Genomic DNA, 22,724 nt, shown 5'->3' with positions numbered 1-22,724 from the left:
CTCACATATCACAATTCATATTTTCAATTTATTGAGTTTACACTCATCTTATATTTTAACACAAAATCACAGTAAAACAAGAGTTCAACTGTGATTTTTTTACATTATTTCCTATTTTTTTTCGCAATTGAAAAAATCGCCAGAGTTCCAGCACCTGTATGGGTAACAATTGTTGGGCTCAAAGGACGGATGTCAACAGTGTCAACAAGATGACGCGCCAGAATTATATCTTTAACTTCTTGGGCTGCCGCATCACTTCCAGAGTAAGCAACTATTATACGTGGATAAGACAAATCTATTTCTTCAAGAGTCCTATCAACTAAAGCCTTTATAGCCTTCTTTTTCCCGCGTACTTTAGACAACTGTGTCAACTTTCCTTGCGTGTCAACGGTAAGCAGGGGTTTGATATTTGCCATAGTTCCCACCATAGCTACTGCTTTAGGGATTCGCCCACCCCGTGCCAAATGGTTTAGATCATCCACCATAAATAGGCTGTTCAACCGTAAGATAAGGTTTCCTAGGACATCTAGTGCTTCTGGCAAACTTTTTCCAGAATCACGCAGTTTCACCATTTCTTGAACTAGGAAACCTTCGCCTGAAGCTGAAGCCAAGGTATCCACTACAGTGATTTTAGCCTCAGGATGCTCTTCTAATACCATATCGCGAGCAATGACCGCTGACTGATATGTCCCTGAAAGACCAGATGAAAAGGCCAGATAGACCATCTCCTGTTCTGGATTTTTCTTTACATAATTTTTAAACAGCTCTGTAAATTGTCCTGAATTGATTTGGGATGTTTGAACCGCTTTCCCTAACTTAATTTCACGTAAGAGATGGTCATTATCCAAGCAATTTTCACCTACCGTTGGATAGCTTTCATCCCCAATGGTAACCGTCATCCCCAGAACTGCTATATCATTTTTTTGCACATAGTCTTCACTCAAATCTGCTGTTGAATCTGTAATAATTCGAAAAGTCATCTTTCTCCCCTTACATTCTGTTTCTAAAAATTTCGTACATCAATACACTGGCTGCGACACTTGCATTTAAACTTTGTACATGTCCAACCATTGGAATAGTAATCATTTCGTCTACTTGTTTTTTGAGGTTTTGTCCTATACCTTTCCCTTCATTTCCGATGACTAAAGCAATTTTTCCAGAAGTATTCCATTGAGAATAAATTGTGCCATCCATATCTGTACCAAAAATCCAGAAACCCGCTTCCTTCAATTTGTTTAAGGTATGCGAAAGATTAGTCACACGCACGACAGGTATATGCTGAAGCGCTCCTGTACTTGCCTTGACAGCAGTGGGAGTGATTCCAACCGATCGATGCTTAGGAATGATAATCGCATCTACTCCCGTAGCATCAGCTGTTCGAGCGATTGAGCCAAGATTATGAGGATCTGTTAATTCATCTAAAACTAAAAATGTCGCTGCTTCTTTGTCTGCCACTTTTGCTAAAAGCGTTGCTAAATCAGCATAAGAAAACTCGGCGACACGTGCAACAAAACCCTGGTGTACACCATTTTTTGATATTTTATTTAATTCTGTTTTGGGGGTCCAAGAGATGTTTACTTTTTTTTCACGTGCCAATTCCTTGATTTTTTCAACGTTCTTTCCACGTAATTTTTCCTCGACATAGAGTTTATTTACTACGCCTGCATTGAGCGATTCTGTCACAGCATGTAAGCCATAGACGATATCTGTATTTTCCATATTAATATTATAGCAAAAAACACCATGAACTCTCTGTAAACCAGCACTATGACAGCTATTTGACAGAACGTTTCACGTTTCTATTTTCCCTACTTTTCCTCCTTTTTCCAATACTTTTAGGGAATATTGGTTACTCTCAAAAGATTATAGTAAGTCCCCCTTAACACTCGCCTTGCTGGTGCTAAGCTCAACCTCAATATGAATTGTTGAATTGCCTCTCCCTTTATCTCTGAGATTTTTATCTTCCTAAATTCTTTTCAAAATAGTGATACTTTCCATTGTCTCATTTTTTATAAAACATTGTTTCTCCTCGTTTACCAAGCAGGAGAAATGTTATGAACTCTATTATAACATTTCTTGCCGCTTTTCTCCCCTGCTTACCAATAATCATAAAATCATGCATAACCTACCATGATGTTCTTTCTCGGTCCAAGGACATATGTAATACATTCTGGATTTCTCCTCATCTGACTAATATAGATTTGTACTGCCTTTAGCTTGTACTCAAAAATTTTTGTCATTCATATGCTCCACATAAATCTGTAAACCTCCCTGCCATAGTTCCCTACTCCTTTCCAAACACAATAAATTTTGTAGACTTCGATGATTTTATATTATAATCTCTAATATTTTCATGCCATTCTTCGTCCCATTATTCCTTTCTTTGAAACTTATTCTCTCTATTTAAGACAATGGTTGGAAGCCATAACAAAAACTTGGGCTCTGACAAGTCTCATACACTTCTAATCTTGTGACATTTTACATCCAATGCCTATTAACTAGAAAAAACAAAAAAAGCCCTCGATTACTCGCAAGAGTTGAGGGCTTTAGAATCAGATTTTTATTAAATTAAACGGGACATTCTAACTGCTACGCAAGATGTAAATCATTGACATTAGTCCAATATCTTAAGCCTTAGTTTCTCAAAGTAAGAAAATTTTATCTTTACAAGCAGCAATTGTTTCTTCATCCCATAAAGAAACTTGAACTTCACCAATATGTGCTTTACCGAGTAGTAACATACACATACGACTTTGTCCAATACCACCACCAATTGTTAATGGCAAGTCATTATTAAGAACTTGCTGGTGAAAAGGATACTCTAAACGACTCTTAGCGTTAGCTTTCTCTAATTGATTAATCAGAGCTTTGTCATCAACACGAATTCCCATACTCGATAATTCTAAGGCACACCCTAAAGGCTCATGCCAGAAGAGCAAATCTCCATTTAAAGTCCAATCATCATAGTCTGGTGCTCGCTTATCGTGTGGCTCACCGTGATTTAGTAAGTCACCAATTTGTAAGATAAAGGTAGTCGGATGTTCTTTAACATAAGCATTTTCTCTCTCTTTTGATGTTAAATCAGGGTAAAGATCTGCTAATTCTTGACTTGTAATGAAAGAAATCTTTGTATCTATTACTGTTTCTACTTTAGGATATTTTGTATGCAAACGGCTTGATGTTTCAGCGATAGCATTGACCAAATCTTGCACTGTTTCTTTTAAGTAGTCAATGGTTCTTTGCTCTCTTGAAATTACTCGTTCCCAGTCCCATTGATCCACGTAAATAGAGTGAAGATTATCTAATTCTTCATCACGTCTAATGGCATTCATATCTGCGTAAAGACCATTCCCTACATGAAAGTCATATTGTTTTAAAGCAGCTCTTTTCCATTTAGCCAAAGAGTGTACAATTTCTCCATTATTATTTAGAGCTGGAACATCAAATTTTACAGGTCGTTCGTTTCCGCTCAAGTCATCATTTAATCCCGAATGCTCATCGACAAAAAGCGGTGCAGATACTCTTTTTAATTTTAAACTTCCTGTTAGTGCTTCTTCAAAACAACGTTTAATAAATCCAATGGCTGTCTGTGTATCGTAGACATCCAGTATGGATTTATAGCCTGTTGGAATAATGGTTTTTTCCATAAAATTTAATAACTCCTAAATAATCTTGCTGATTATTATATCATAATCCTACAGATAATATCCATATCGAAATTAATGCAAGGAAACCCCAAAATAATAGCTCCGAAAGTTCTTCCCCCATCTAAACTTAGCGTATTTTTTAACGCGTTCTTGCTACTCAAAACTTGTATTATTTCATCAAATAAAATTTGATGTGTGTGGTACAGCACATTAAAGACCATTGAATGATAGACTCACACAAAGTTTGAAGTGCTTTACTAATGCTAAGTGCTTTCAAAGCCCACCATTTATAATTGTAGCAAAAAAGTTGCCCATTCGGGACAGTCTCTTCTGAAAAGTCGGACTTATCCAAAATTAATAAAAATAGAAGCGCCTTAGAACATGTGCTTCTATTTTTATTTTCATGATTTATTATTTTTTCATTCACTCATTTGAGGACAACTTCTCTCTTTAGTTTTTAAGCTAAAGCGCCCATTGGGTCCCATGGCAACAGCACCTGTGGCTCTGCATTATAAGCTGCAAGTTCCTCAGCAGTGAGTAAATCTTTACGGACCACGATTTGATAAGTGTACTCATCCATCCAGGCATCAGAAGCGACAAAATAGCCTTTCTTACCGACATCCTTGCCCCAAGAGTTTTCTACTTTCCATTTTGTAGGCTCTCCATTTTTATCCAAGTCTACTCCCGTCAAGACCATGGCATGTGTCATCAAAGATTCTGCATAATCTAAACGTGAAGCTTTATCCTGTGTAAACTGAATGTCAAGAGCTGTATCAAAATCATAAGCATCAAGCGTCAGCAAGCCATCTTTAGTGTTCGACATCTGACCTACATCACAACCAAACCAAACGGTTTCTCCTGCTTGCATTTGTTCAATGGCCAATTTCTTAAAGCGTTTCATATCAAGGTTTAAATGTCTAACAGCTCGAGCGCCTACCACATTACCCAGAAATTCCACTGTATAAGATTTATTATAGGGCTTATCGGCAGTTGGAGCATTGATAACAGAAACATAATCATCAAGCTTAATATCTACGTACTTGGCATAAAATTCTTGCGCAGTACCAGAAAATTTCTCCAATGTATTTTCTTTGTCACGGAAAGCATACTCAAAATTTTGAGGTGGCAGTCCAAGAGTTGCAGCCAAAAAGTTAAATATTTCTTGCAACATGTCCTCTTTAAGTGCCTGAACATCTTGTCCTTTTTTCAAAGCCTCTCTCAATAATTGTGCATCCTGACGCAGCAACTTATCTAAGTATTGATTCAGTGCACGTGAGTTTGATGAAGCCACTGACTCAGGATAAATGTCTTTCGGAACAACACCATATTTTTCAAAGAGTGCAACAACCATATCCCATTGTCCCCCATCTTGTTGGGGTGTTTGAAGCAAGAATTTCAAACGGCGATCATCCATATCTACGTTATTGATAATTTGCTCCATAAACCAATTTGACTTTTCGTATTTATCCCAAAAGAAAGTGTATGCTTGTGACAGTTCGAAATTTTCCAGCTTGTACTGTCCAATCATTTTGTGACGGAAGGTGTTCAAGGCAGCAAACATCCAACAACGACCTGATTGTTTCTGATCAGTTACCTTATCCTGTGTCAAATCAACTGAGAACTCAGGAATATTATTTGCATGTGAACTGCGCACCTCAAGTGCATTGAGAAGTCCGTTCTTAGTTGCTGCATTTTCAACAGCACGAAATTTAGGATTTTCTGCAAAGTTGTTATAAAGTTTTTGTGTAAAATCTTGCGTAAGTGTCATTTAATACCTCTCCACTTCTATATATTAATTTTATTATTGTAACTTTTTATAGCAAAAAAGTCAGCTAATTGCAACTTATTCTAGATTGTTCAGAAAATTTATTAATGTCTGAGCAGACTTTCGTCCTGCTTCAATGATAAATTCATCAAATTTAACACTGGCATCATGACGCGCCGTGTCTGATATGGCGCGAATGATTACAAAGGGCTTCTTCATAGCGGTTGCTGCCTGCGCAACTGAGGCTCCTTCCATTTCAACAGCAAGAACATCAGGAAAATGTTTTTTAATCTCAGCAATACGACTTTCGCTAGCAACAAAACTGTCTGAGCTTGTAATCAATCCCACACTTGGATAATCTATAACTTTTCTTAACTCTGATACAAAGTATTTACTGCTTTCAAAGTATAGCGGCTGCTGAGCCATTTGACCATAAGCATAGCCAAAAGCCGTAACATCTACATCATGATAAGCCAACTTATCAGCGACAACAATATCACCAATTTTCAAATTGTGACTCACAGCTCCCGCGGATCCAGTATTGACAATAGCATCTACGTCAAAAATCTCAACAAGCAGGGTAACTGCTATAGCTGACATGACCTTGCCAATGCCTGATTGTATTAAAACAAGCTCATGACGTCCAATTGAACCTGTGTGAAAAACATAGCCATGACGTGTTATTTTGCTGTCCTTGTCCAAATTTTCTACAAGTGTACGCAGCTCTTCTTCCATCGCACAAATGATTCCTAACTTCATCCTAAACCCTCCTTGTATTTTCATGAGTGTCAAGTATAGCTACACTCCTATTATAATATAAAATTTTAAAATAAACCTCACAATACAATGTGAGGTTTATTTTAAAAGTAATACCAGAAAAATAATGCACCTATTCCAATTACGATAAGCAAGGTGATAAGCAACCATTTATTTACACGGCTACTTCTTTTTTTCTGCTTTGCATTTTCAATACGACGACTTTTATAGACAGAATTCTTGGATAAGTCACGTTCAAGCTTGTCATATTTTTCTGCAAGCTCTCTATCATTTTCTAATTCTTCCTTTAGACTTCTCTCTAAACGTCTTCTCTTCCTCTCTGCTTCTTTAATGATATCATCTGTCAAAAGTGGTTTAGGCATCTAAATCTCCTTGTGTTTTCAGATTTTGAAGCTCCCAATACCACACAGCCATGATTGTTTTGGCATCACAAATTTGCCCTTCTTCAATCATTATTTTTGCTTCTGGTAATGTAACTTCAATCACTTCAAGAAACTCCCCTTCATCCTTAGGGCGAGGATTTTCAAGCTTAGTAAGGCCATTTGGAAAATAAAGATATGTTTTTTCAGATGAAAACCCTGGTGTGCCATAAAAGCTACTTATCTCTACGAGCTGTTCTGCTGTATATCCCGTTTCTTCTTCTAGCTCACGTAAAGCAGCAGCTTTCGGATTATCCAACTCATCATTTTCTAATTTTCCTGCAGGAACTTCGAAAATAAATTTTTCAAAAGCTTTACGGTACTGTCCCACCAAAATCAATTTATCATCAATTATCGGTGCGACTGCAACACCCCCATTGTGAAAAACCAGTTCCCTTGTTCCCATCGTATCATCGGGCAAACTGACTAAGTCCTTCACAACTTGAAAAATTTGTCCGTGAAAAATTTGCTCACGAGACAAAGTAGGTTCTTCAAACTTCTTCTCGTCAAATTCTCGCATTTTTATCTCCGTTATCTTTATTTTTTCTTAGTTTACTCACCACGAAAATGCGGCAAGCGTCGTGCTGCTCCACTCTTCTCAACTTGACGTGAACGTCCAATAGCAATGCTCTCAGGTGCAACATCTTTGGTAATTGTTGACCCTGCCGCAGTCAAAGCGTTCTTACCGACACGCAATGGAGCAACCAAGGTTGAGTTCGAACCAATAAACGCGAAATCCTCAATCTCTGTAGTGTATTTATTTTGACCATCATAATTTACTGTGATTGTTCCCGCACCGAAGTTGACTTTTTCCCCAACTGTTGCATTGCCAATATAGGTAAGATGACCTGCTTTTGTTCCTTTGCCAAGCGTTGAGCCTTTAATCTCCACAAAGTTACCTACATGGACATTCTCGCTCAGTACAGTACCAGGACGCAGATGAGCGTAAGGTCCAACATTGCTCATAATATTCATCTTACTACTTTCTACCCATGATGATCGAACTTCACAATGCGAATGAATTTCTGAGTCTTCAATACGACTGCCACTTGTAATCAAGGTTTTCTTACCAATCACTGTATTACCCATGATTTGCACATTGGGCTCAATGATGGTTTCTTCGCCAATTTCGATATCCGCATCAATGTAAGTTGTCTCTGGGTCGATAAGTGTTACACCATTTACCATGTGCTGATGATTGATACGGCGACGCATAATTTTTTCAGTTTGCGCTAGAGCAACACGATCATTTACTCCTAGGCTTTCATCAAAATCTTTTAGTATGTAAGCCGCAATTGTCTTGCCTTGATTTTTGAAAATTTCAATGACATCTGTGAGGTAGTATTCACCTTGGGCATTGTCTGTCGTCAGATTTTTCAAGGCAGAGAAAAGTGCTTTATTGTCAAAAATATAGGTTCCCGTGTTGATTTCTTGAATAGCTTGTTCTACTGTTGAAGCATCTTTTTGCTCTACAATCTTTTCAACAGAGCCATCCGAACTGCGAACGATACGCCCATATCCTGTTGGATCAGGAGCAATAGCTGTTAAAATCGTTGCCGTTGCCTTTTGAGTCACATGATATTCGAATAATTTCTCTAAAGTTTCACCTGTGATGAGTGGTGTATCCCCCGCGATAACCAGAGTCGCCCCTTCTTCGTTTTCAAGTAAATCTGATGCAATACGTACAGCATGACCCGTTCCTAGCTGCTCATCTTGTTTCACAAAACTTGTGCCTTTAGGAAGAGTTTCAATCACTTTATCTGCTTCGTGACCAACGATAACAATGCGTTTCTCCATATCAATTTGGCTCACATTTTTTAATACATGACCAAGCATTGTTTTCCCCGCCACATTGTGAAGAACTTTCGGTAAAGATGATTTCATCCGCGTGCCTTTGCCCGCTGCTAGTACAATTGCAAATTTTTCCATTTTATGTGGCCTCCAAAACCTGTAAAATTTCTGATTTAATATACAATAAATTATATCATATTCTAAGAATATTTCTAATTATTGTCTTTACACCTCTGAATATGCTAAAATAAAGAGAAGTTTTACGCTAAAGAAAATGGAGATAAGATGAAAACAATTGGTTTTATAGGTGCCGGTAAGATGGCATCTGCTATCATTGCTGGACTTGATAAGTCAAATGTTCGTGTACTTATTTCGGGTCGTGATTTGAGAAAAACTCAAGAACAAGCGGATAAATTAGGGGTCTTTGCTAGTCACTCACACAGTGAACTTGTGGAGCAATCTGACCTTATCGTTATGGCGGTTAAACCTCAAATTTTACCTAACGTTATGGAAGAGATTTCCCCTCACTTTACCAAGGATAAAACACTTATTTCTATTGCAGCTGGTGTTGATTTGGAAGAGCTTTCAGATATGTCTAAGACATATGATTTTCCAATTATCCGTGTTATGCCTAATATCAACGCACAGATTCAGAAGTCAACCACTGCCATTGTACGCAATGAATATGTAAGTTCAGAAATCTATCAATTAACCCAAGACATTTTCTCTTCGATTGGGACAGTTCATGAAATCGCCGAAAAAGATTTCCCTGCCTTTACAGCGATTGCTGGTTCTAGCCCAGCTTATATTTATATGTTTGTTGATGCTCTGAGCCGAGCAGGAGTACTTCATGGTATCCCTAAGGAACAAGCCACAAAGATTGTTGCCGAAACTGTTTCTGCCTCAGCTCAAATGATTCTTGAATCCGGTGAAGGACCATGGACATTAGTCGATAAGGTCTCAAGCCCTGGAGGAACAACCGTTGCAGGTGTTGTTTCTCTGGAGCAAAATCGTTTTGTAGCTACAGTAATTGATGCAATAACTGCAACAGTCGAAAAAGAAAACACTTTAAACTGAACCCCATCTTTATATACCGACAAGGACACAAACGCCTTTTTTGACGAAAGTTGGATATTTTAACAGAACTTAAGCACGTTTTTTTACAATGAAATAATGCGAGAACTCTCCCAACTTTTCACCTGCCTTTGTCGTGTCTTTGCACTAAATAAGCTTGTAAAAATTATAAAAATAGTGTAAGATAGGAGAGTAGTTTTTTACAACTCATTCTTGGTTTTGCGTTTTGCCTACGTTCTACTCGGAATGAGCAATAAATGAAAAGGAGAAAAACTCATGGCAATTTCAAAAGAAAAGAAACAAGAAATCATCAAGCAGTATGCACGTACTGAGGGCGACACTGGTTCACCAGAAGTCCAAATCGCTGTTTTGACTTGGGAAATCAATCACCTTAACGATCATATTAAAGCACACAAAAAAGACCACGCAACTTACCGTGGATTGATGAAAAAAATCGGTCATCGTCGTAATCTTCTTGCTTACCTTCGTAAGAAAGATGTTCAACGTTACCGTGAACTTATCGCTTCACTTGGTCTTCGTCGTTAAGATTTTAAAACTGTCTTCGGACAGTTTTTTTGAATGCTGTCAAAAGCCTCTAAGATGAAAAAACGCTTAACCTATGCATAAGATTGCTGTGGTTAAGCGTTTTTCCGTTTTTTGTTTTTTCAGTGGCCTTATAAATATTGAACATTTTTTATCTTAAGGTGACTGAGTCGTTGTATTCTTTCCATCTTCTGACGCAGGAGCTTCTGATTTGTCCCCGCCATTTTCTGGTTCTGGTGAAGATTCTGTTGTTTCTTTAGTTGTTTCTGAAGTTTGATTATCATTGTTATTGTTGCTAGTACTTGCTTTAGCAATTGTCAATGTAACCCTTGTATTCTTAGGATTAAACTTACTGCCTGGTGCAGGAGCTGTTTGTGTGACATAATAGCCATTCAAGTTAGAGCTTGAAACCTCACTTGCTGTACTAGCATCCACAAAAGTAATGTTAGAAGTAGGTACACCAAGACTTTGCAGTTGGTTAAGGTAACTAATTGCTGAGGTTGAACTTAAACCTCCTGAAGTGTAATCAATTGCTGGCATTGTCACGGTGTCTCCCTCAGATACGTCAAAACTAATTCGATCATCACCTGTTGGATCAAAGAAATTACCTTCCGCTGGTGTTTGCTTCACTATGGTTCCTGATGGCTGAGAACTTGTGACATAGTTTATATTAATTTGACTTTTGCTGACATTTTTATTCAATACCAAATCATCAACAACATCTTCATATTTCTGACCCACATAGTCTTCCATCTTGAAGCCAGTTGCACCTTGAGAAACGTAAATATCTACTCTACTGCTTTTTCGAACGTTCGATCCAGCAGTGGGATTTGTACGTGTAACCTTATCTTTTTCAACCGTAGAACTGAGCTCTTGAATAACATTTCCAACTTCAAGATGATTCTCTCTAAGCTTACTTTCCGCCTCTGCTTGGGTCATGTTCGACACATTAGGTACAGATACATTTTGCGGGCTTGTGATCATCCAAGCCGCAATCCCTCCACCAACAAGTACAAGAGCAAGGATAAGCCAGCCCAGTAGAGCCTTCCGTGATTTCTTCTTCTTTGGTACCTCAGGATCCGTTTTTCTCTCTTTTTCAATCTCTTTATTGATTTTTTCTTCCTGAGGGTTGTCAATTAAAGGTTTTGTATCATAGGGATCGATGAGTTTGCTAGGCAAGGCCTTTGTCGCATCAAGATCTTGATCAAAAGTAAGTTTAGGTTCTCCTTTCCGATCAAGACTTGTTGCAGTAGCCAAGTCAGTCATCATTTCCTCAACATTTGTATAGCGATTATGAATATCTTTAGCTGTTGCTTTAATCACTACATTTTCTAACGCTTGCGGTACATTTTTGTTGATGTTGATAATACTTGGCACATTTTCTTGAAAATGCTTCAAGGCAATAGCCACAGCTGAATCTCCATCAAATGGAATCTGTCCTGTCAAAAGTTCAAATAGGATGATACCAATAGCATAGATGTCTGATTGTAATGTAGCATTAGCCCCACGTGCCTGCTCGGGAGAGAGGTAATGGACACTTCCAAACATAGTATTTGTTTGAGTTAGACTTGTCTCAGTCAAAGCCTTAGCAATACCAAAATCGGTTACTTTGACATTACCACTCTGTGAAAGCAATACATTTTGTGGTTTTAAGTCACGATGAATAATCCCATGATTATGCGCACATTCCATGGCTGAGAGAATTTCTGACGTAATATTAATCGCTTCAGCATTTGATAATGGTGCATGTTCATTAATGTATTGTTTCAGTGTCATGCCATCAACATATTCCATAACGATATATTGTTGATTTTCAGACTCTCCGACATCAGATATGCTGACAATATTAGGATGCGACAACTCAGCCATTGCAAATGCTTCTCTTTGAAAACGTGCAATAGCAATGTTATCATTCTCAAAGTTTGAACGTAAAACTTTAATGGCTACTTGACGATTATCAAGGTACATATCCTCCCCTTGATAAACATTCGCCATTCCTCCGCGACCAACTTCCTTGATAATTTTATAGCGTTCTGCGAAGATTTTTCCGATTTGTATCATCAGCCGGCCTCCACATCTTCATTCACCATTGCTGGTTGAGCATCAATTTTCACCAAAATTACTGTGATATTGTCGTGACCACCTGCTTCATTTGCAAGATTGACGAGTGTTCTTGTCTTTTCTTCTATGCTGACCTCAGAATAAACAACTTCTAAAATCTCTTCTGGAGAAATCATGTTTGTCAATCCGTCAGAATTCATCAAAAGATAATCACCAGCTTGAACATCCACAGCTTGTAAATCTGCTTGAACCTCTGCTGATTGGCCAAGAGAACGCGTAATGATATTCTTGTTGGGATGCATTTCAGCCTCCTCCTCGGTAATCTGACCCGCATCTACTAGCTCTTGTACCAAAGAGTGATCTGTGGTTATTTTTTGTAACTCCCCATCGCGAATCAAATAGGTGCGGCTGTCACCAACATGAGCTGAAATAATTTTTTCCTCTTGCACTGCCAAGGCTTCAAGAGTTGTTCCCATCCCTTGATACTCATCGAGTTTTCCTAAGTTTGCAATATTCTCGCTTTCATTGCGGATTTGATTGCGCAACCAAGTTTCCAGCGTTGACACTGGTGTGCCATCATCAAAAAATGATTCTTCCCACAGTTTTCCTAAATCTTCGACTGTTAGTTTACTGGCGACATTTCCTGCCTTATGTCCGCCCATACCGTCTGCTAAAAGAAACAGACGGTAACCTGCACGATTGACATAAGTACCAGCAAAATCTTGATTGGCAGTACGTTTCATACCAATGTCTGATAAAATACTATATTCCACTTTTGCTCCTTATAAAAGAATTAAAGTTTTCTGAATTTCGCAATAAAGAAACCATCCGTATGATACATTTCTGGTGTGATAAAAATACAGCCTTCTGTGATGATGTCTTCTTTTTCATGCGAGATCTCAACCTGTTCAAATTCTGGATGAGTTTCGAGGAATTTTTTAACAACCTCAAAGTTCTCTTCATCAAAAATTGTGCAGGTACTGTAGACCATTATACCATTTTTCTTTAGCTTTTTCGAAGCACTGTCCAATATTTTCAATTGAATTTCCTGCAAATTAAGAAAATCCGAACTTTCCTTACGATAGCGAATGTCAGGTTTACGACGAATTAAGCCAATACCAGAACACGGTGCATCAACCAAGATACGGTCAAAGTCTGCCTCGTCTGCAAAGTGTTCTGCGATTTGAGTAGCGTCTGCCTTAACTGTCGTTATTTTCTCCCAAACCCCTTGACGTTTTGCATTGTCTTCGATAAGTTTCAGTTTATGGTCATACAAATCACAAGCTACAACATGTCCCGTATCCAGATATTGTGCAATATGCGTTGTCTTTCCACCAGGGGCAGCACAAGCATCAAGCACGCGCTCGCTTCCCCGTAGTTCAAGTTGGGGCGCTACTAATTGACTTGTTTCATCTTGAATCGCGAATTTTCCCGCCATGAATTCTGGTGTATGTGAAAAATGTCCATGTTCCGCAACACGACCAACAGGAGAAAGTTTGGAAGCACTGGTACCCGAAAGTATAACATTTGGATCAATCATACGGAGACTTGCCTTACTTGGCTTTTCTAAGCTTTCAAGAATTTGGCCAGTGCGTTTTCCCCCAAACTGTCTCACCATTTTATCTAACAGCAGTTTAGGCATTGAGTATTTAATTTCCCAAGTTTTAGGTTCTTCATTTTTTCGTTCTGAGCGCATAAAATGACGCAGAACAGCATTGACAAAGTTCCCTGCTTGTTGTCCGTCTTTACGTTTAGCAATTTTTACTGCCTCATCAACGGCTGCTGAAGTTGGCACCTTATCCATAAAAAGAATTTGGTAGATCGTCATAATCAGAAGCATCTTAGCCCAAGGCTTTGGTGTTTTTTTTAAGAAAGGCTCTAAATACCATTCCAATAGTCTTTCTTTAGAAACTACACCATAGACCAAAGCTGTTACAAAATTACGATCCAAGTCCGAAAGGTCCGTCTCGCGTAAAGTTCTGTCTAAGGCAATATTGGCATAGGCATCATTTCCAAAAATGTCATTGAGCACATCAAGTGCGACTTGTCTTGCATTATTTGCCAAACTGATCACCTATATTCACTTTCTGTCCCAAACCATTGAGAAAACTTACAATATCCATCTTCGGTTTTCCAGCAGGCTGTACTTCAAGAAGCTCCAAAGCCCCTGAGCCTGTTGCCACTAAGAGCGATTTTTTTGTTTTGTCAATGATTTCACCCGGCTGGCCATGTTTATCCGTGACGACTGGTCGGCTATCGTAAATTTTAAAACGTCCTTGGTTCCATGTTGTGTGTGCTACTGGAAAAGGATTCATCCCCCGAATTTGATTAAAAATCTGACGGTTGCTCTTTGTCCAATCAATTTTTTCTTCTTCTGGACTTATATTAGGTGAAAATGTCGCTTGACTTTCCTCTTGCGCTTGCGGCTTGATTTCTCCAGCGACATATAGAGGAAGCGTTTCGAGGAGAAGGTCACGACCGACAAGGGCTAATTTTTCAAACATTGTGCCCACGTTATCTTCTTCTAAAATAGGAGTAGAAGCTTTCGCAACCATATCCCCTGCATCCATTTTTCTAACCATTTCCATAATGGTTACGCCCGCTTCTTTCTCATCATTCATAATGGCATAATGGATAGGGGCTCCACCACGATATTTAGGCAACAGGGAAGCATGAACATTAACTGCAAAAGCCATTGCATCGAGCAATTTCCCAGGCAAAAATTGACCAAAAGCTGCCGTTACAATCCCTGCGCCCTGTGCTCCATATGCCATAAGCTCTTCCATTTCTGGAGAGCCCGATAATTTTTCCGGTTGTAAAATTTTCAAGCCTGCTTGAAGTGCCAACTCTTTCACCGGAGTTTGACGTACTTCTTGCTTACGTCCCACCTTACGATCAGGTTGCGTGACAACGGCTAAAATCTCATACGTTTGACTATCAATTAAACCTCTCAAAATGGTTTGTGAAAACTGGGGAGTCCCCATAAAAATTATTTTTGTTTTTTTCATCGTGTCATTTTACACAGCGATTCTACTCTTTCTTGTCAGCCTTCTTTTAAATCTTCTGAACTGACTTACTTATAACTTACTTAAGAAAAAATAGCTCTTCTGTATTTCTCCTCCTCCTGTTTTACTTCTCATAGAACTTTTTAAGTAAAGTGTCTGTCCCTCATTATAACACTTTCTTAACTTCTATTTCTTTTCGCATGCCTCATTCACAGAAAGTATAAAGGATAAAAAAAATATAAGCAGCTTATGACGAACAAAAAGAGTCCCTTCTCTTCCTCCCTTTGAGCCAGTCATATTCTGAAATCATTTATAACTTTCATCCTCGATTTCTGCTAATTTCTGCTTAATTTCCTGTATAACAAATGCTCTAGCAGTTTCATCCTCTACAAAATCATATTTATCTCCATCAATTTGCATTTTAGGGCAACTGTTGAAGGACACAAACCATTTTTCATATCTTACATTCAGCTCTCGGTAGTAATCATACAGTGAGGAATCATATTCTAACTGTTCAAATTCCCGCCCACGTTTTTGTATCCGTTCCAACATCTTCTCAAAAGAAACACTGACATGAACCAAAAGATCTGGACGTCGCTTAAAAGTTAGGCTCTCGATTTCTTTTAACATGTGTTTTAATAAAGAGTCATAAACTTCTACTTCGATTGCTGTAGCTCGTCCTAAATCTGCATTCAGATGAAAGAGTAAACTGTCTTCATAAATAGAGCGATCCAAAACATTATCATTATGCAAAAGCGCTCTTTTTATTGCTTCAAATCTCTTGTTCAAAAAATAAATTTGCAGTAGAAATGCATATTTTTGTGGGTCTCGATAAAACAGAGGCAGAACCTGATTGTCCTCTACACTTTCATAAAAAGCTTCTACCCCCAACTCTTCTGCCAGCATCTTGGTAAGTGAACTTTTGCCAGCTCCAATCGTTCCAGCCAATACTATCACTGTCATTTTATCTTCCTATACCTCCCCCTTTCTACCAAAATATTTATATCGAAAAAATGCAGTTCCCCTCCTGCAAATGCAGTTTTTCTTACATGAATACTTGAAAACGCTCCAAAGCACAAATGCTCCATATCATGCTTTAGAGCGTTTTTGTTATAACACACCAACAGACACCTCCCGCATTTAGGAAGGCAAGCTGTGAAGACTGAGTACATTAGAGTCTTCTTACTTTATAGTATGCAGCTGAGATCATTTATCCTTTTTACACAAAGCTTTGAGGTTCACTGTCAATCAAAACACGTAAATTTTTATTTTCTCGTTTTTGTGTTAGATCAAGTACCTGATTTAAGACTTCTTCTAATTGAGCCTCAAAGCGATACTTCACCAGAATCTGATAATGGTAAAGATTATGAGTACGCGCAATAGGTTTGGGAGTCGGACCTAAAACCTTAGCCTTATCTGATAGTTTTTCTTTCACCAAGCTTGCAATCTCATAAGCTTTTTTGGCTACAATATCTTCATCTTTGTGACTCACCAAGATCTGTACAGTAAAATAATAGGGAGGATAAGAGAGCTGTTGACGGTAATACATTTCTTGACGATAAAAAGCTTCATAATCCTGAGCTGCGACCAATTTAACTGCATAATGTCCTGGATTAAAGGTCTGAATAATCACTTCTCCTTTTTTATTTGCACGACCTGCACGTCCCGCAACTTGCATCAGCAGCTGAAAACTTCGTTCACTGGCGCGAAAGTCAGGCAGATTTAATCCCGTATCTGCATTGATTACACCGACCAAGGTCACATTAGGAAAATCCAAGCCTTTAGCAATCATCTGCGTTCCTAGAAGGACATCAGCATCATGTGCTCCAAACTTGCTTAAAATCTTTTCATGCGCATTCTTTGTTTTTGTTGTGTCCACATCCATTCGCAAAATACGTAAATCTGGAAGCAGCTTTTCTAGTTCTTCCTGAACCTTCTGAGTCCCTGAACCATAATAGCGAATTTTGCGCCCGTTACAGTTGGGACAAACTTGTGGAATCGCCTCTTGATGCCCACAGTAATGGCAATTTAACGTTTTCGTATCCATATGTAGAGTTAAAGAAATGTCACAGTTAGGGCAGCCAACCACAAAACCACAATCTCTGCACATTACAAAAGAACTATAGCCGCGACGATTGAGCATTAAAATAACTTGTTCTTTTCGTTCAACCTTCTCTCGAATTTTCTCCAAAAGAATGTCCGAGAAATTGCCTGACTGATCACTAAGATTGCTCCGCATATCTACGATTTGTACTTCAGGCAAGAATGCTTGTTCACTTGCACGGTGTTTAAGCGTTAATAAGTGATAAACACCTTTCTGTGCACGGGCTCGACTCTCTAAGCTTGGTGTCGCAGAGCCAAGAATCAGACGCGCGTGATGATATTTTGCACGTAACAGTGCAACATCTCTTGCATGATAACGCGGGTTAGAATCCTGTTTATAACTTGTTTCATGTTCCTCATCAATGATAATTACTCCAAGATTTTCCAAAGGAGCAAAAATCGCGGAACGCGCCCCCACAACAACTTGTGCATGTCCTTCCTTTATCTTGCGCCACTCGTCATATTTTTCCCCATCTGATAAACCAGAATGCATGATGGCAACTTTTTCTCCAAAACGGGCAATGAAGCGATTGGACATTTGTGGTGTTAACGCAATCTCCGGAACCAGCATAATCGCTGTCTTTCCCTCTTTTAGTGTATGCTCAATAACTTGCAAATAAATCTCCGTTTTCCCTGAGCCTGTCACACCCTCAAGCAAAAATGGTTTATCGGCGGAAGCAATAATGGCATTAAACGCAAGTTCTTGTTCTTCATTTAGAACTTTAGGCTTATCAGGCGTTACGGCCTCAAACACGGCTGCTGTTCTAGAAACTTCCTTTTGCGTTACTTCTACAAGCGCATTCTCCACAAAATACTTAATGACAGCAGAGGAGAAAGGAAGGTCTTTCTGAGGAATCATCTCTTCCTGACTCAAAAGATAGCTTTTCAATTCGGCACGCTTTTTTGCTGCCTTACCGAATTTAAAGTCAGCCAACTTTGCACTGGCTTTCACGTATTTTTCTATTTTTTTATTTTCTTTAGACCTTGCAGAGTAACTCACTTTCAAGTGCCCCGACTTGACTTCTTTCAAAGCCTCTATTTTTTGACTTTCACTCAGTAAGCTCCATTTCCTTTGAATGCCCTCTGAATCTGTTAGGATTTTATCGTAACTTGAATTAAGGAGATTGGGCAGCATCGCTTTTAGACAAGAGATTTTATATGAGAAAACAGTATGTCGCATTTCATCCGCTAATCTAAGTTGTTCTGCTGTCAAAACCGGTTCTACATCTAAAAGCTCTGCAATTTCTTTAAGCCCCGAATCTTCTTCCTCCGACAAATCAATAACAATCCCTTGAACCAAGCGGTTAGCTGCACCAAAAGGAACATGGACACGCATCCCTGTTTCAATCAAATTTTCTAAGCCACTGGGAATTGCATAAGAGAATGGCTTGTCTGTCTGCATCAGAGGAACATCTACAATAATTTTAGCCGTTTTTTTCAACATTTTTCTCCTCTGCTTTGATCTTTTCTACGCAAATCTAATAATATAAATTATAGCAAAAAGATGAGAACACATGTAAACTTTAGATTGTTGAAAAAAGCTTTCAAAAGTTTTAGTTCCAAACCTTTGAAAGCTTTTTTTATACCTGTTATTCTGCTGCGGCAGCTGCAGCTTTAGCTGCACGATTTCCTTTTTGTTTGGCTTCTTCTTCAGCTTCTTCCTTGGCGATTTGTTCGCGAATGAGCTTTTCAGCCATCTTTTGTTGAAGACGTTCAAGCTCACGCTTTTCTTTCAATGTTTCACGTTTTGCATCTGGAGAAGGGTGTATAGTTACTCTGCCTTCGGCAATTTCTTCCAAAGCCTGTAAGGTACGTTTAACAGATTTGAATTCCATCGTCGGGCGCTCACCGTCACGTAACTCATGCGCACGTTTTGCTTCCAAAACGACAAGTGAATATTTTGAATCTACATTTTGTAGCAATTTATCGATTGAAGGTTCTAACATCATATCAGTTTCCTCTTTCCTCTTTTATAGGTTATTTAGATTGTAGCAGTAAGCACTACTGTGAGTTGACACTCCTTATATTGGTTATCTAAATGTTTTCATCCAATTTATCAATCATATGCGCATAACGTTCCATTACACGATCTACACGGTAGTGTTCAGCCTCAATAATCTTGATGACCCGTTCAGCAGCAAGCTCAACCTTGTCATTAACCACAGCGTAATCATATTCGCTCATTAGACGAATTTCTTCTTTAGCTTTTTTCATACGATTATTAATAACTTCAGCGCTATCTGTGCCACGCCCAACAAGACGGCCGCGTAATTCTTCCAAGTCTGGAGGAGTCAAGAAAATAAATACACCATCTGGCACCTTCTCCTTCACTTGGAGCGCACCTTGCACCTCAATTTCAAGGAAAACATCTTTTCCTTCATCTAAAGTTTGATTGACATAAGTCAAGGGCGTGCCATAATAATTTCCCACATATTCAGCATATTCTAGCATCTCCCCTTTACGAATCATTTCTTCAAACTCCTCACGCGTACGGAAATAATAATCCTTGCCATCCACTTCACCAGGACGCTGAGGACGCGTTGTCATTGAGACAGAGTAATCAAAATTATTTTCATTTTCAAAAATTTTCGCACGGACAGTCCCCTTTCCAACTCCCGAAGGACCAGAAAAGACAATTAATAAACCACGTTCAGGCATCTCTTTAACCTCACTTATTGTTTACAATCTATTCTAGCAAAGTCTAGACACCATATCCACTTTGTGTAACAAAATGTAACTTTAATTAATTCAATTGTAACATATCATTCTAAATTATAAAAGCTGCAAGGGTTATCACTAACACCACTCCTTAAATAGCGCAATGGAACTTTTAAGTTATAAAAGAAAAAAGCGGTTGTGTAAATCCTACACAATCGCCTCGCTCCATGGCGTTAGAATTTTAGTTTAACTCAAAGTCAGCACACGTCAAGTACAACATTCATCCATCAAAATACAGCTACTCTAGATTTTTCAGTAGTAGTTTAGCTACCGCCCTACCTGACATCGGATTTTGACCTGTAATCAGCTGTCCATCTTGTACTGCAAATGATGCAAAGGGACGCTTTTTAACAAAATGAGCCCCTCTTTTTTTACTTTCTCTCTCTGTTCCAAACGGTACGTGCCTATTTTTCCCACTCAATATTTCTTCAAGTTGCGTAAACCCTGTAAGTGTTCTATGTGCAATTAAAAATTCATCATCAGATGTTTTTAAATTAAGCAAGCCGCAAACACCATGGCACACCGAAGTGACATAACCCCCTCCCTGATAAATTTTTTCTGCTATATCTTGTAGTTCTTGATTATCTGGAAAGTCAAAAATCACACCATGTCCACCCGTATAATAGATGGCGGCATATTCCTCAGGTTTAACCTGTTCTGGATGAAGTGAATGAGATAAGGCACGCCTCTGAAAATCAACTGAGCTGTAGATTTCAAACGCTTCATTATCCGCATAAAAGGCTTTCAAACTTCTTGGATCAATTGGCACATAACCACCTAGCGGACTAACATAATCTACTTGATAGCCTGCTTTTTGTACTTCACTTACAAACTCCGTTGCTTCAGCTAGCCATAGGCCTGTAGCTTCATGAGTTGTAGGAAATTTATTTACATTTGTTAATACGATTAATATCTTTTTCATTTCTTTTCCTGCTTTATAGGTATAGAGATACAGCTTTAAACTGCAGTTAAATTCTTGATTGACATTTTTCTATCGAAGAATCCCCAGCGATCATTCCCCTTGATTGACAAAGTCTGCGACTTCTCTCAGCAGTAAATTTTTTTGGTTTCATGGAGCGGTGTCCGACTTGTCCGCCCTTTTCGCGCACTCATCTTTAGTTTAGCTGTACTTTTACTTACTGCATAGCATTCAGTAGAGTTCTTAACCTCACGATAAAACTGCGAGCTATTGATAAATCAATAGCTTCTGGCAGTTATTTTATCACTGTCCAACTTTTTCACTGTATCTAAAAGGACTGAGACATCCTATAGCACCTTCAAAAACCTTTTCTGTGATTTATCTGAATGATAACCCAGATGCGCATAAAATTCATGTGCCTGTCTACGCTTATCTGAAGAATTTAAGCGTATCCCCCACAGGTTTCTTCGTTTAGCTTCTCTCTCCAGCTCCAACAGCAAGGCCTTGCCCACGCCTTGATTTTCATGGCCCTTAGCGACTGCGAGTCCTAAGATGTTAAACATGGGTTCAGAATAAATACTCTCGTACAACTCAGCGTGAATATAGCCTATTGGAACTGCGCTTCCATAAACCCTGATAAAGTGGTTTTCCTTATCTGCGGTTAATTTTTCCAGCTGTTTTGCTACCAATTCAGCGGAAACCTCATAACCTAATTGCTCAGCAGTAATATCTCTTAAATGCTTTGCATCCGCTACTGTAGCTTCTCTGATTATCTTTTTTCCTCTAAATCATTCATTTTGAAACCCTCTTTCCTACTCTACAATGATATTATTCTTCAACATCAAGTCCTTTCAACTTGCTGCAAATCATATTACTACTTATAATCTGGTCTATCTCCAAATTTTTAAAACAAACATATGAAGATTAATAATTTCCAGATATATCCTTGTTCGTTTCGACTGTCAAATTATACTTTTATTATAGCATAAGCAAAATTGACACATGATTTATAGGATTCTTACTTCTCCGACTGATTGTACTATACCTTCTTCTTGAAATATTAATTTGATAGCTCCTAGCAAAAATAAAATCACTCAAACGAAGTAAAATGAAATGACGTTCTGAGTGATTTTATTTTGTAATTTTTGGTAAAAACAAACTTATATTTTTTGAGTTTTTTATGGAGTGATGCTTTCCTTTAAGAAGGTTGGTTGATAAATATAACTGGTCGTATTGATAATCTTTGCCCTAATCTATTTGCACCACTACGCAATTGACCACGACTCCCGTCATTATATGCTTGAGTTATACGCCAAGCACGTTCGTGTCCTTCAACTACTCCTGCAGGAGTTCGGAGCCACCATCCAGCATTATTAGAAGATAAACGTTCATTAAAATTAGGAAAAGCACGATCTGGACCTGATAAGCGAGTCACATCGGCTAAGGAAAGAGAGAAAGCACGTGGAGTCCCACTTGTATCAACTCGAGTTTCATCTTCTGCAACATCTGGGAAATCATGTAGATTAGTTGGTATCCATAGATTAGACTCTCCCCAATTGATTTCTTGTTGGCTCACTTTCCCATCGTTTTGAAATGTATTTGCTACAGGCCGAACCATAGATCGGACTGCTAAATCAAGATTATTATACCAATCGCTTAAAGTATTATCTTGGTTGTCGAAAGTGGTACTGCCAAGTGAGGCATTCCGAATAATCATATGATTCCCCCCACCTTGATTCTCCAAATAACGATACTGCTCCCCAGCCATAGTAAAGATGGTCCCCGGTGCCATGAGGCTAAAGTTAATTTGGTTAGGTTGGACATCATCATCTGGTCCCGGGTTCCCCCAGTTGTTATCGATAGAACCGTTCTGTACGGCTGTCAGGAAGTCTGACAAGTCAT

General features: G+C 38.7%; 21 protein-coding genes and 1 pseudogene. 2 read left to right on the top strand and 20 right to left on the bottom strand.

Annotated features, from left to right (window positions below):
- Window positions 1-104: 104 nt before the first annotated feature.
- From NFR51_RS04160 to glmU, 9 genes are all read right to left on the bottom strand, one after another.
- Window positions 105-980 carry a DegV family protein gene (locus tag NFR51_RS04160; RefSeq protein WP_251712481.1) on the bottom strand — a complete coding sequence of 292 codons (876 nt, stop codon included), beginning with the start codon at window positions 978-980 and terminating at the stop codon, window positions 105-107.
- 10 nt (window positions 981-990) lie between these two features.
- Window positions 991-1,719 (bottom strand): 23S rRNA (guanosine(2251)-2'-O)-methyltransferase RlmB, encoded by a 729-nt coding sequence (rlmB, locus tag NFR51_RS04155; protein ID WP_251712480.1) that lies wholly within the window; start codon window positions 1,717-1,719, stop codon window positions 991-993.
- Between the two features lie 395 nt (window positions 1,720-2,114).
- Window positions 2,115-2,240: a hypothetical protein gene (locus NFR51_RS10750; RefSeq protein WP_277613148.1), complete on the bottom strand. Its 126-nt coding sequence runs from the start codon at window positions 2,238-2,240 to the stop codon at window positions 2,115-2,117.
- Between the two features lie 402 nt (window positions 2,241-2,642).
- The gene (gene asnA, locus NFR51_RS04150; protein WP_251712479.1) at window positions 2,643-3,647 is read right to left on the bottom strand and encodes an aspartate--ammonia ligase; all 1,005 of its coding nucleotides are present in this window, start codon (window positions 3,645-3,647) and stop codon (window positions 2,643-2,645) included.
- Between the two features lie 457 nt (window positions 3,648-4,104).
- Window positions 4,105-5,415, bottom strand: a complete 1,311-nt coding sequence (gene pepC / locus NFR51_RS04145) for an aminopeptidase C (RefSeq protein WP_251712478.1) — start codon at window positions 5,413-5,415, stop codon at window positions 4,105-4,107.
- A gap of 75 nt (window positions 5,416-5,490) precedes the next feature.
- On the bottom strand, window positions 5,491-6,171 hold the full coding sequence (locus NFR51_RS04140) for a 5'-methylthioadenosine/adenosylhomocysteine nucleosidase (protein ID WP_251712477.1): 681 nt from the start codon (window positions 6,169-6,171) through the stop codon (window positions 5,491-5,493).
- A gap of 101 nt (window positions 6,172-6,272) precedes the next feature.
- Window positions 6,273-6,551: a cell wall synthase accessory phosphoprotein MacP gene (gene macP / locus NFR51_RS04135; protein ID WP_251712476.1), complete on the bottom strand. Its 279-nt coding sequence runs from the start codon at window positions 6,549-6,551 to the stop codon at window positions 6,273-6,275.
- The gene (locus NFR51_RS04130; RefSeq protein ID WP_251712475.1) at window positions 6,544-7,128 is read right to left on the bottom strand and encodes an NUDIX hydrolase; all 585 of its coding nucleotides are present in this window, start codon (window positions 7,126-7,128) and stop codon (window positions 6,544-6,546) included. The genes macP and NFR51_RS04130 overlap by 8 nt, the downstream gene beginning before the upstream one ends.
- A gap of 32 nt (window positions 7,129-7,160) precedes the next feature.
- Window positions 7,161-8,537 carry a bifunctional UDP-N-acetylglucosamine diphosphorylase/glucosamine-1-phosphate N-acetyltransferase GlmU gene (glmU, locus tag NFR51_RS04125; protein WP_251712474.1) on the bottom strand — a complete coding sequence of 459 codons (1,377 nt, stop codon included), beginning with the start codon at window positions 8,535-8,537 and terminating at the stop codon, window positions 7,161-7,163.
- Between the two features lie 147 nt (window positions 8,538-8,684).
- Between glmU and proC the strand changes: the two genes are divergently transcribed.
- Window positions 8,685-9,476 (top strand): pyrroline-5-carboxylate reductase, encoded by a 792-nt coding sequence (proC, locus tag NFR51_RS04120; protein ID WP_251712473.1) that lies wholly within the window; start codon window positions 8,685-8,687, stop codon window positions 9,474-9,476.
- 273 nt (window positions 9,477-9,749) lie between these two features.
- Window positions 9,750-10,019, top strand: a complete 270-nt coding sequence (gene rpsO, locus NFR51_RS04115) for a 30S ribosomal protein S15 (RefSeq protein WP_202231280.1) — start codon at window positions 9,750-9,752, stop codon at window positions 10,017-10,019.
- Window positions 10,020-10,172: 153 nt separating this feature from the next.
- On the opposite strand, the gene pknB is transcribed toward rpsO, so the two are convergent.
- The 11 genes and pseudogenes from pknB to NFR51_RS04060 form a co-directional block, all read right to left on the bottom strand.
- Window positions 10,173-12,077 carry a Stk1 family PASTA domain-containing Ser/Thr kinase gene (gene pknB / locus NFR51_RS04110; protein ID WP_251712472.1) on the bottom strand — a complete coding sequence of 635 codons (1,905 nt, stop codon included), beginning with the start codon at window positions 12,075-12,077 and terminating at the stop codon, window positions 10,173-10,175.
- On the bottom strand, window positions 12,077-12,850 hold the full coding sequence (locus tag NFR51_RS04105) for a Stp1/IreP family PP2C-type Ser/Thr phosphatase (RefSeq protein WP_251712471.1): 774 nt from the start codon (window positions 12,848-12,850) through the stop codon (window positions 12,077-12,079). The genes pknB and NFR51_RS04105 overlap by 1 nt, the downstream gene beginning before the upstream one ends.
- 20 nt (window positions 12,851-12,870) lie before the next feature.
- Window positions 12,871-14,142 (bottom strand): 16S rRNA (cytosine(967)-C(5))-methyltransferase RsmB, encoded by a 1,272-nt coding sequence (gene rsmB / locus NFR51_RS04100; protein ID WP_251712470.1) that lies wholly within the window; start codon window positions 14,140-14,142, stop codon window positions 12,871-12,873.
- On the bottom strand, window positions 14,132-15,085 hold the full coding sequence (gene fmt / locus NFR51_RS04095) for a methionyl-tRNA formyltransferase (protein ID WP_251712469.1): 954 nt from the start codon (window positions 15,083-15,085) through the stop codon (window positions 14,132-14,134). The genes rsmB and fmt overlap by 11 nt, the downstream gene beginning before the upstream one ends.
- Window positions 15,086-15,388: 303 nt before the next feature.
- Entirely contained in the window at window positions 15,389-16,045 is a 657-nt protein-coding gene (locus NFR51_RS04090; RefSeq protein ID WP_251712468.1) for a deoxynucleoside kinase, read from the bottom strand.
- A 256-nt stretch (window positions 16,046-16,301) separates the two neighbouring features.
- A complete protein-coding gene (locus NFR51_RS04085) occupies window positions 16,302-18,629 on the bottom strand; it encodes a primosomal protein N' (protein WP_251712467.1) in 2,328 nt (775 codons plus the stop codon).
- A gap of 145 nt (window positions 18,630-18,774) precedes the next feature.
- A complete protein-coding gene (gene rpoZ, locus NFR51_RS04080) occupies window positions 18,775-19,134 on the bottom strand; it encodes a DNA-directed RNA polymerase subunit omega (protein ID WP_202231425.1) in 360 nt (119 codons plus the stop codon).
- A gap of 85 nt (window positions 19,135-19,219) precedes the next feature.
- Entirely contained in the window at window positions 19,220-19,843 is a 624-nt protein-coding gene (gene gmk / locus NFR51_RS04075; RefSeq protein ID WP_251712466.1) for a guanylate kinase, read from the bottom strand.
- A gap of 298 nt (window positions 19,844-20,141) precedes the next feature.
- Window positions 20,142-20,825, bottom strand: coding sequence for a type 1 glutamine amidotransferase domain-containing protein (locus NFR51_RS04070; RefSeq protein WP_251712465.1), 684 nt, complete (start codon window positions 20,823-20,825; stop codon window positions 20,142-20,144).
- Between the two features lie 344 nt (window positions 20,826-21,169).
- The gene (locus tag NFR51_RS04065) at window positions 21,170-21,550 is read right to left on the bottom strand and encodes a GNAT family N-acetyltransferase (RefSeq protein ID WP_439108853.1); all 381 of its coding nucleotides are present in this window, start codon (window positions 21,548-21,550) and stop codon (window positions 21,170-21,172) included.
- A 470-nt stretch (window positions 21,551-22,020) separates the two neighbouring features.
- Window positions 22,021-22,724 (bottom strand): annotated as a pseudogene (locus NFR51_RS04060) (hypothetical protein); the annotation flags it as partial.

Origin of the sequence: Lactococcus ileimucosae (genome assembly GCF_943193185.1) — a bacterium.
Classification (GTDB): domain Bacteria; phylum Bacillota; class Bacilli; order Lactobacillales; family Streptococcaceae; genus Lactococcus; species Lactococcus ileimucosae.
The sequence above is the reverse complement of the archived record's forward strand: the minus strand, read 5'-3'. Positions and strand labels throughout refer to the sequence as shown.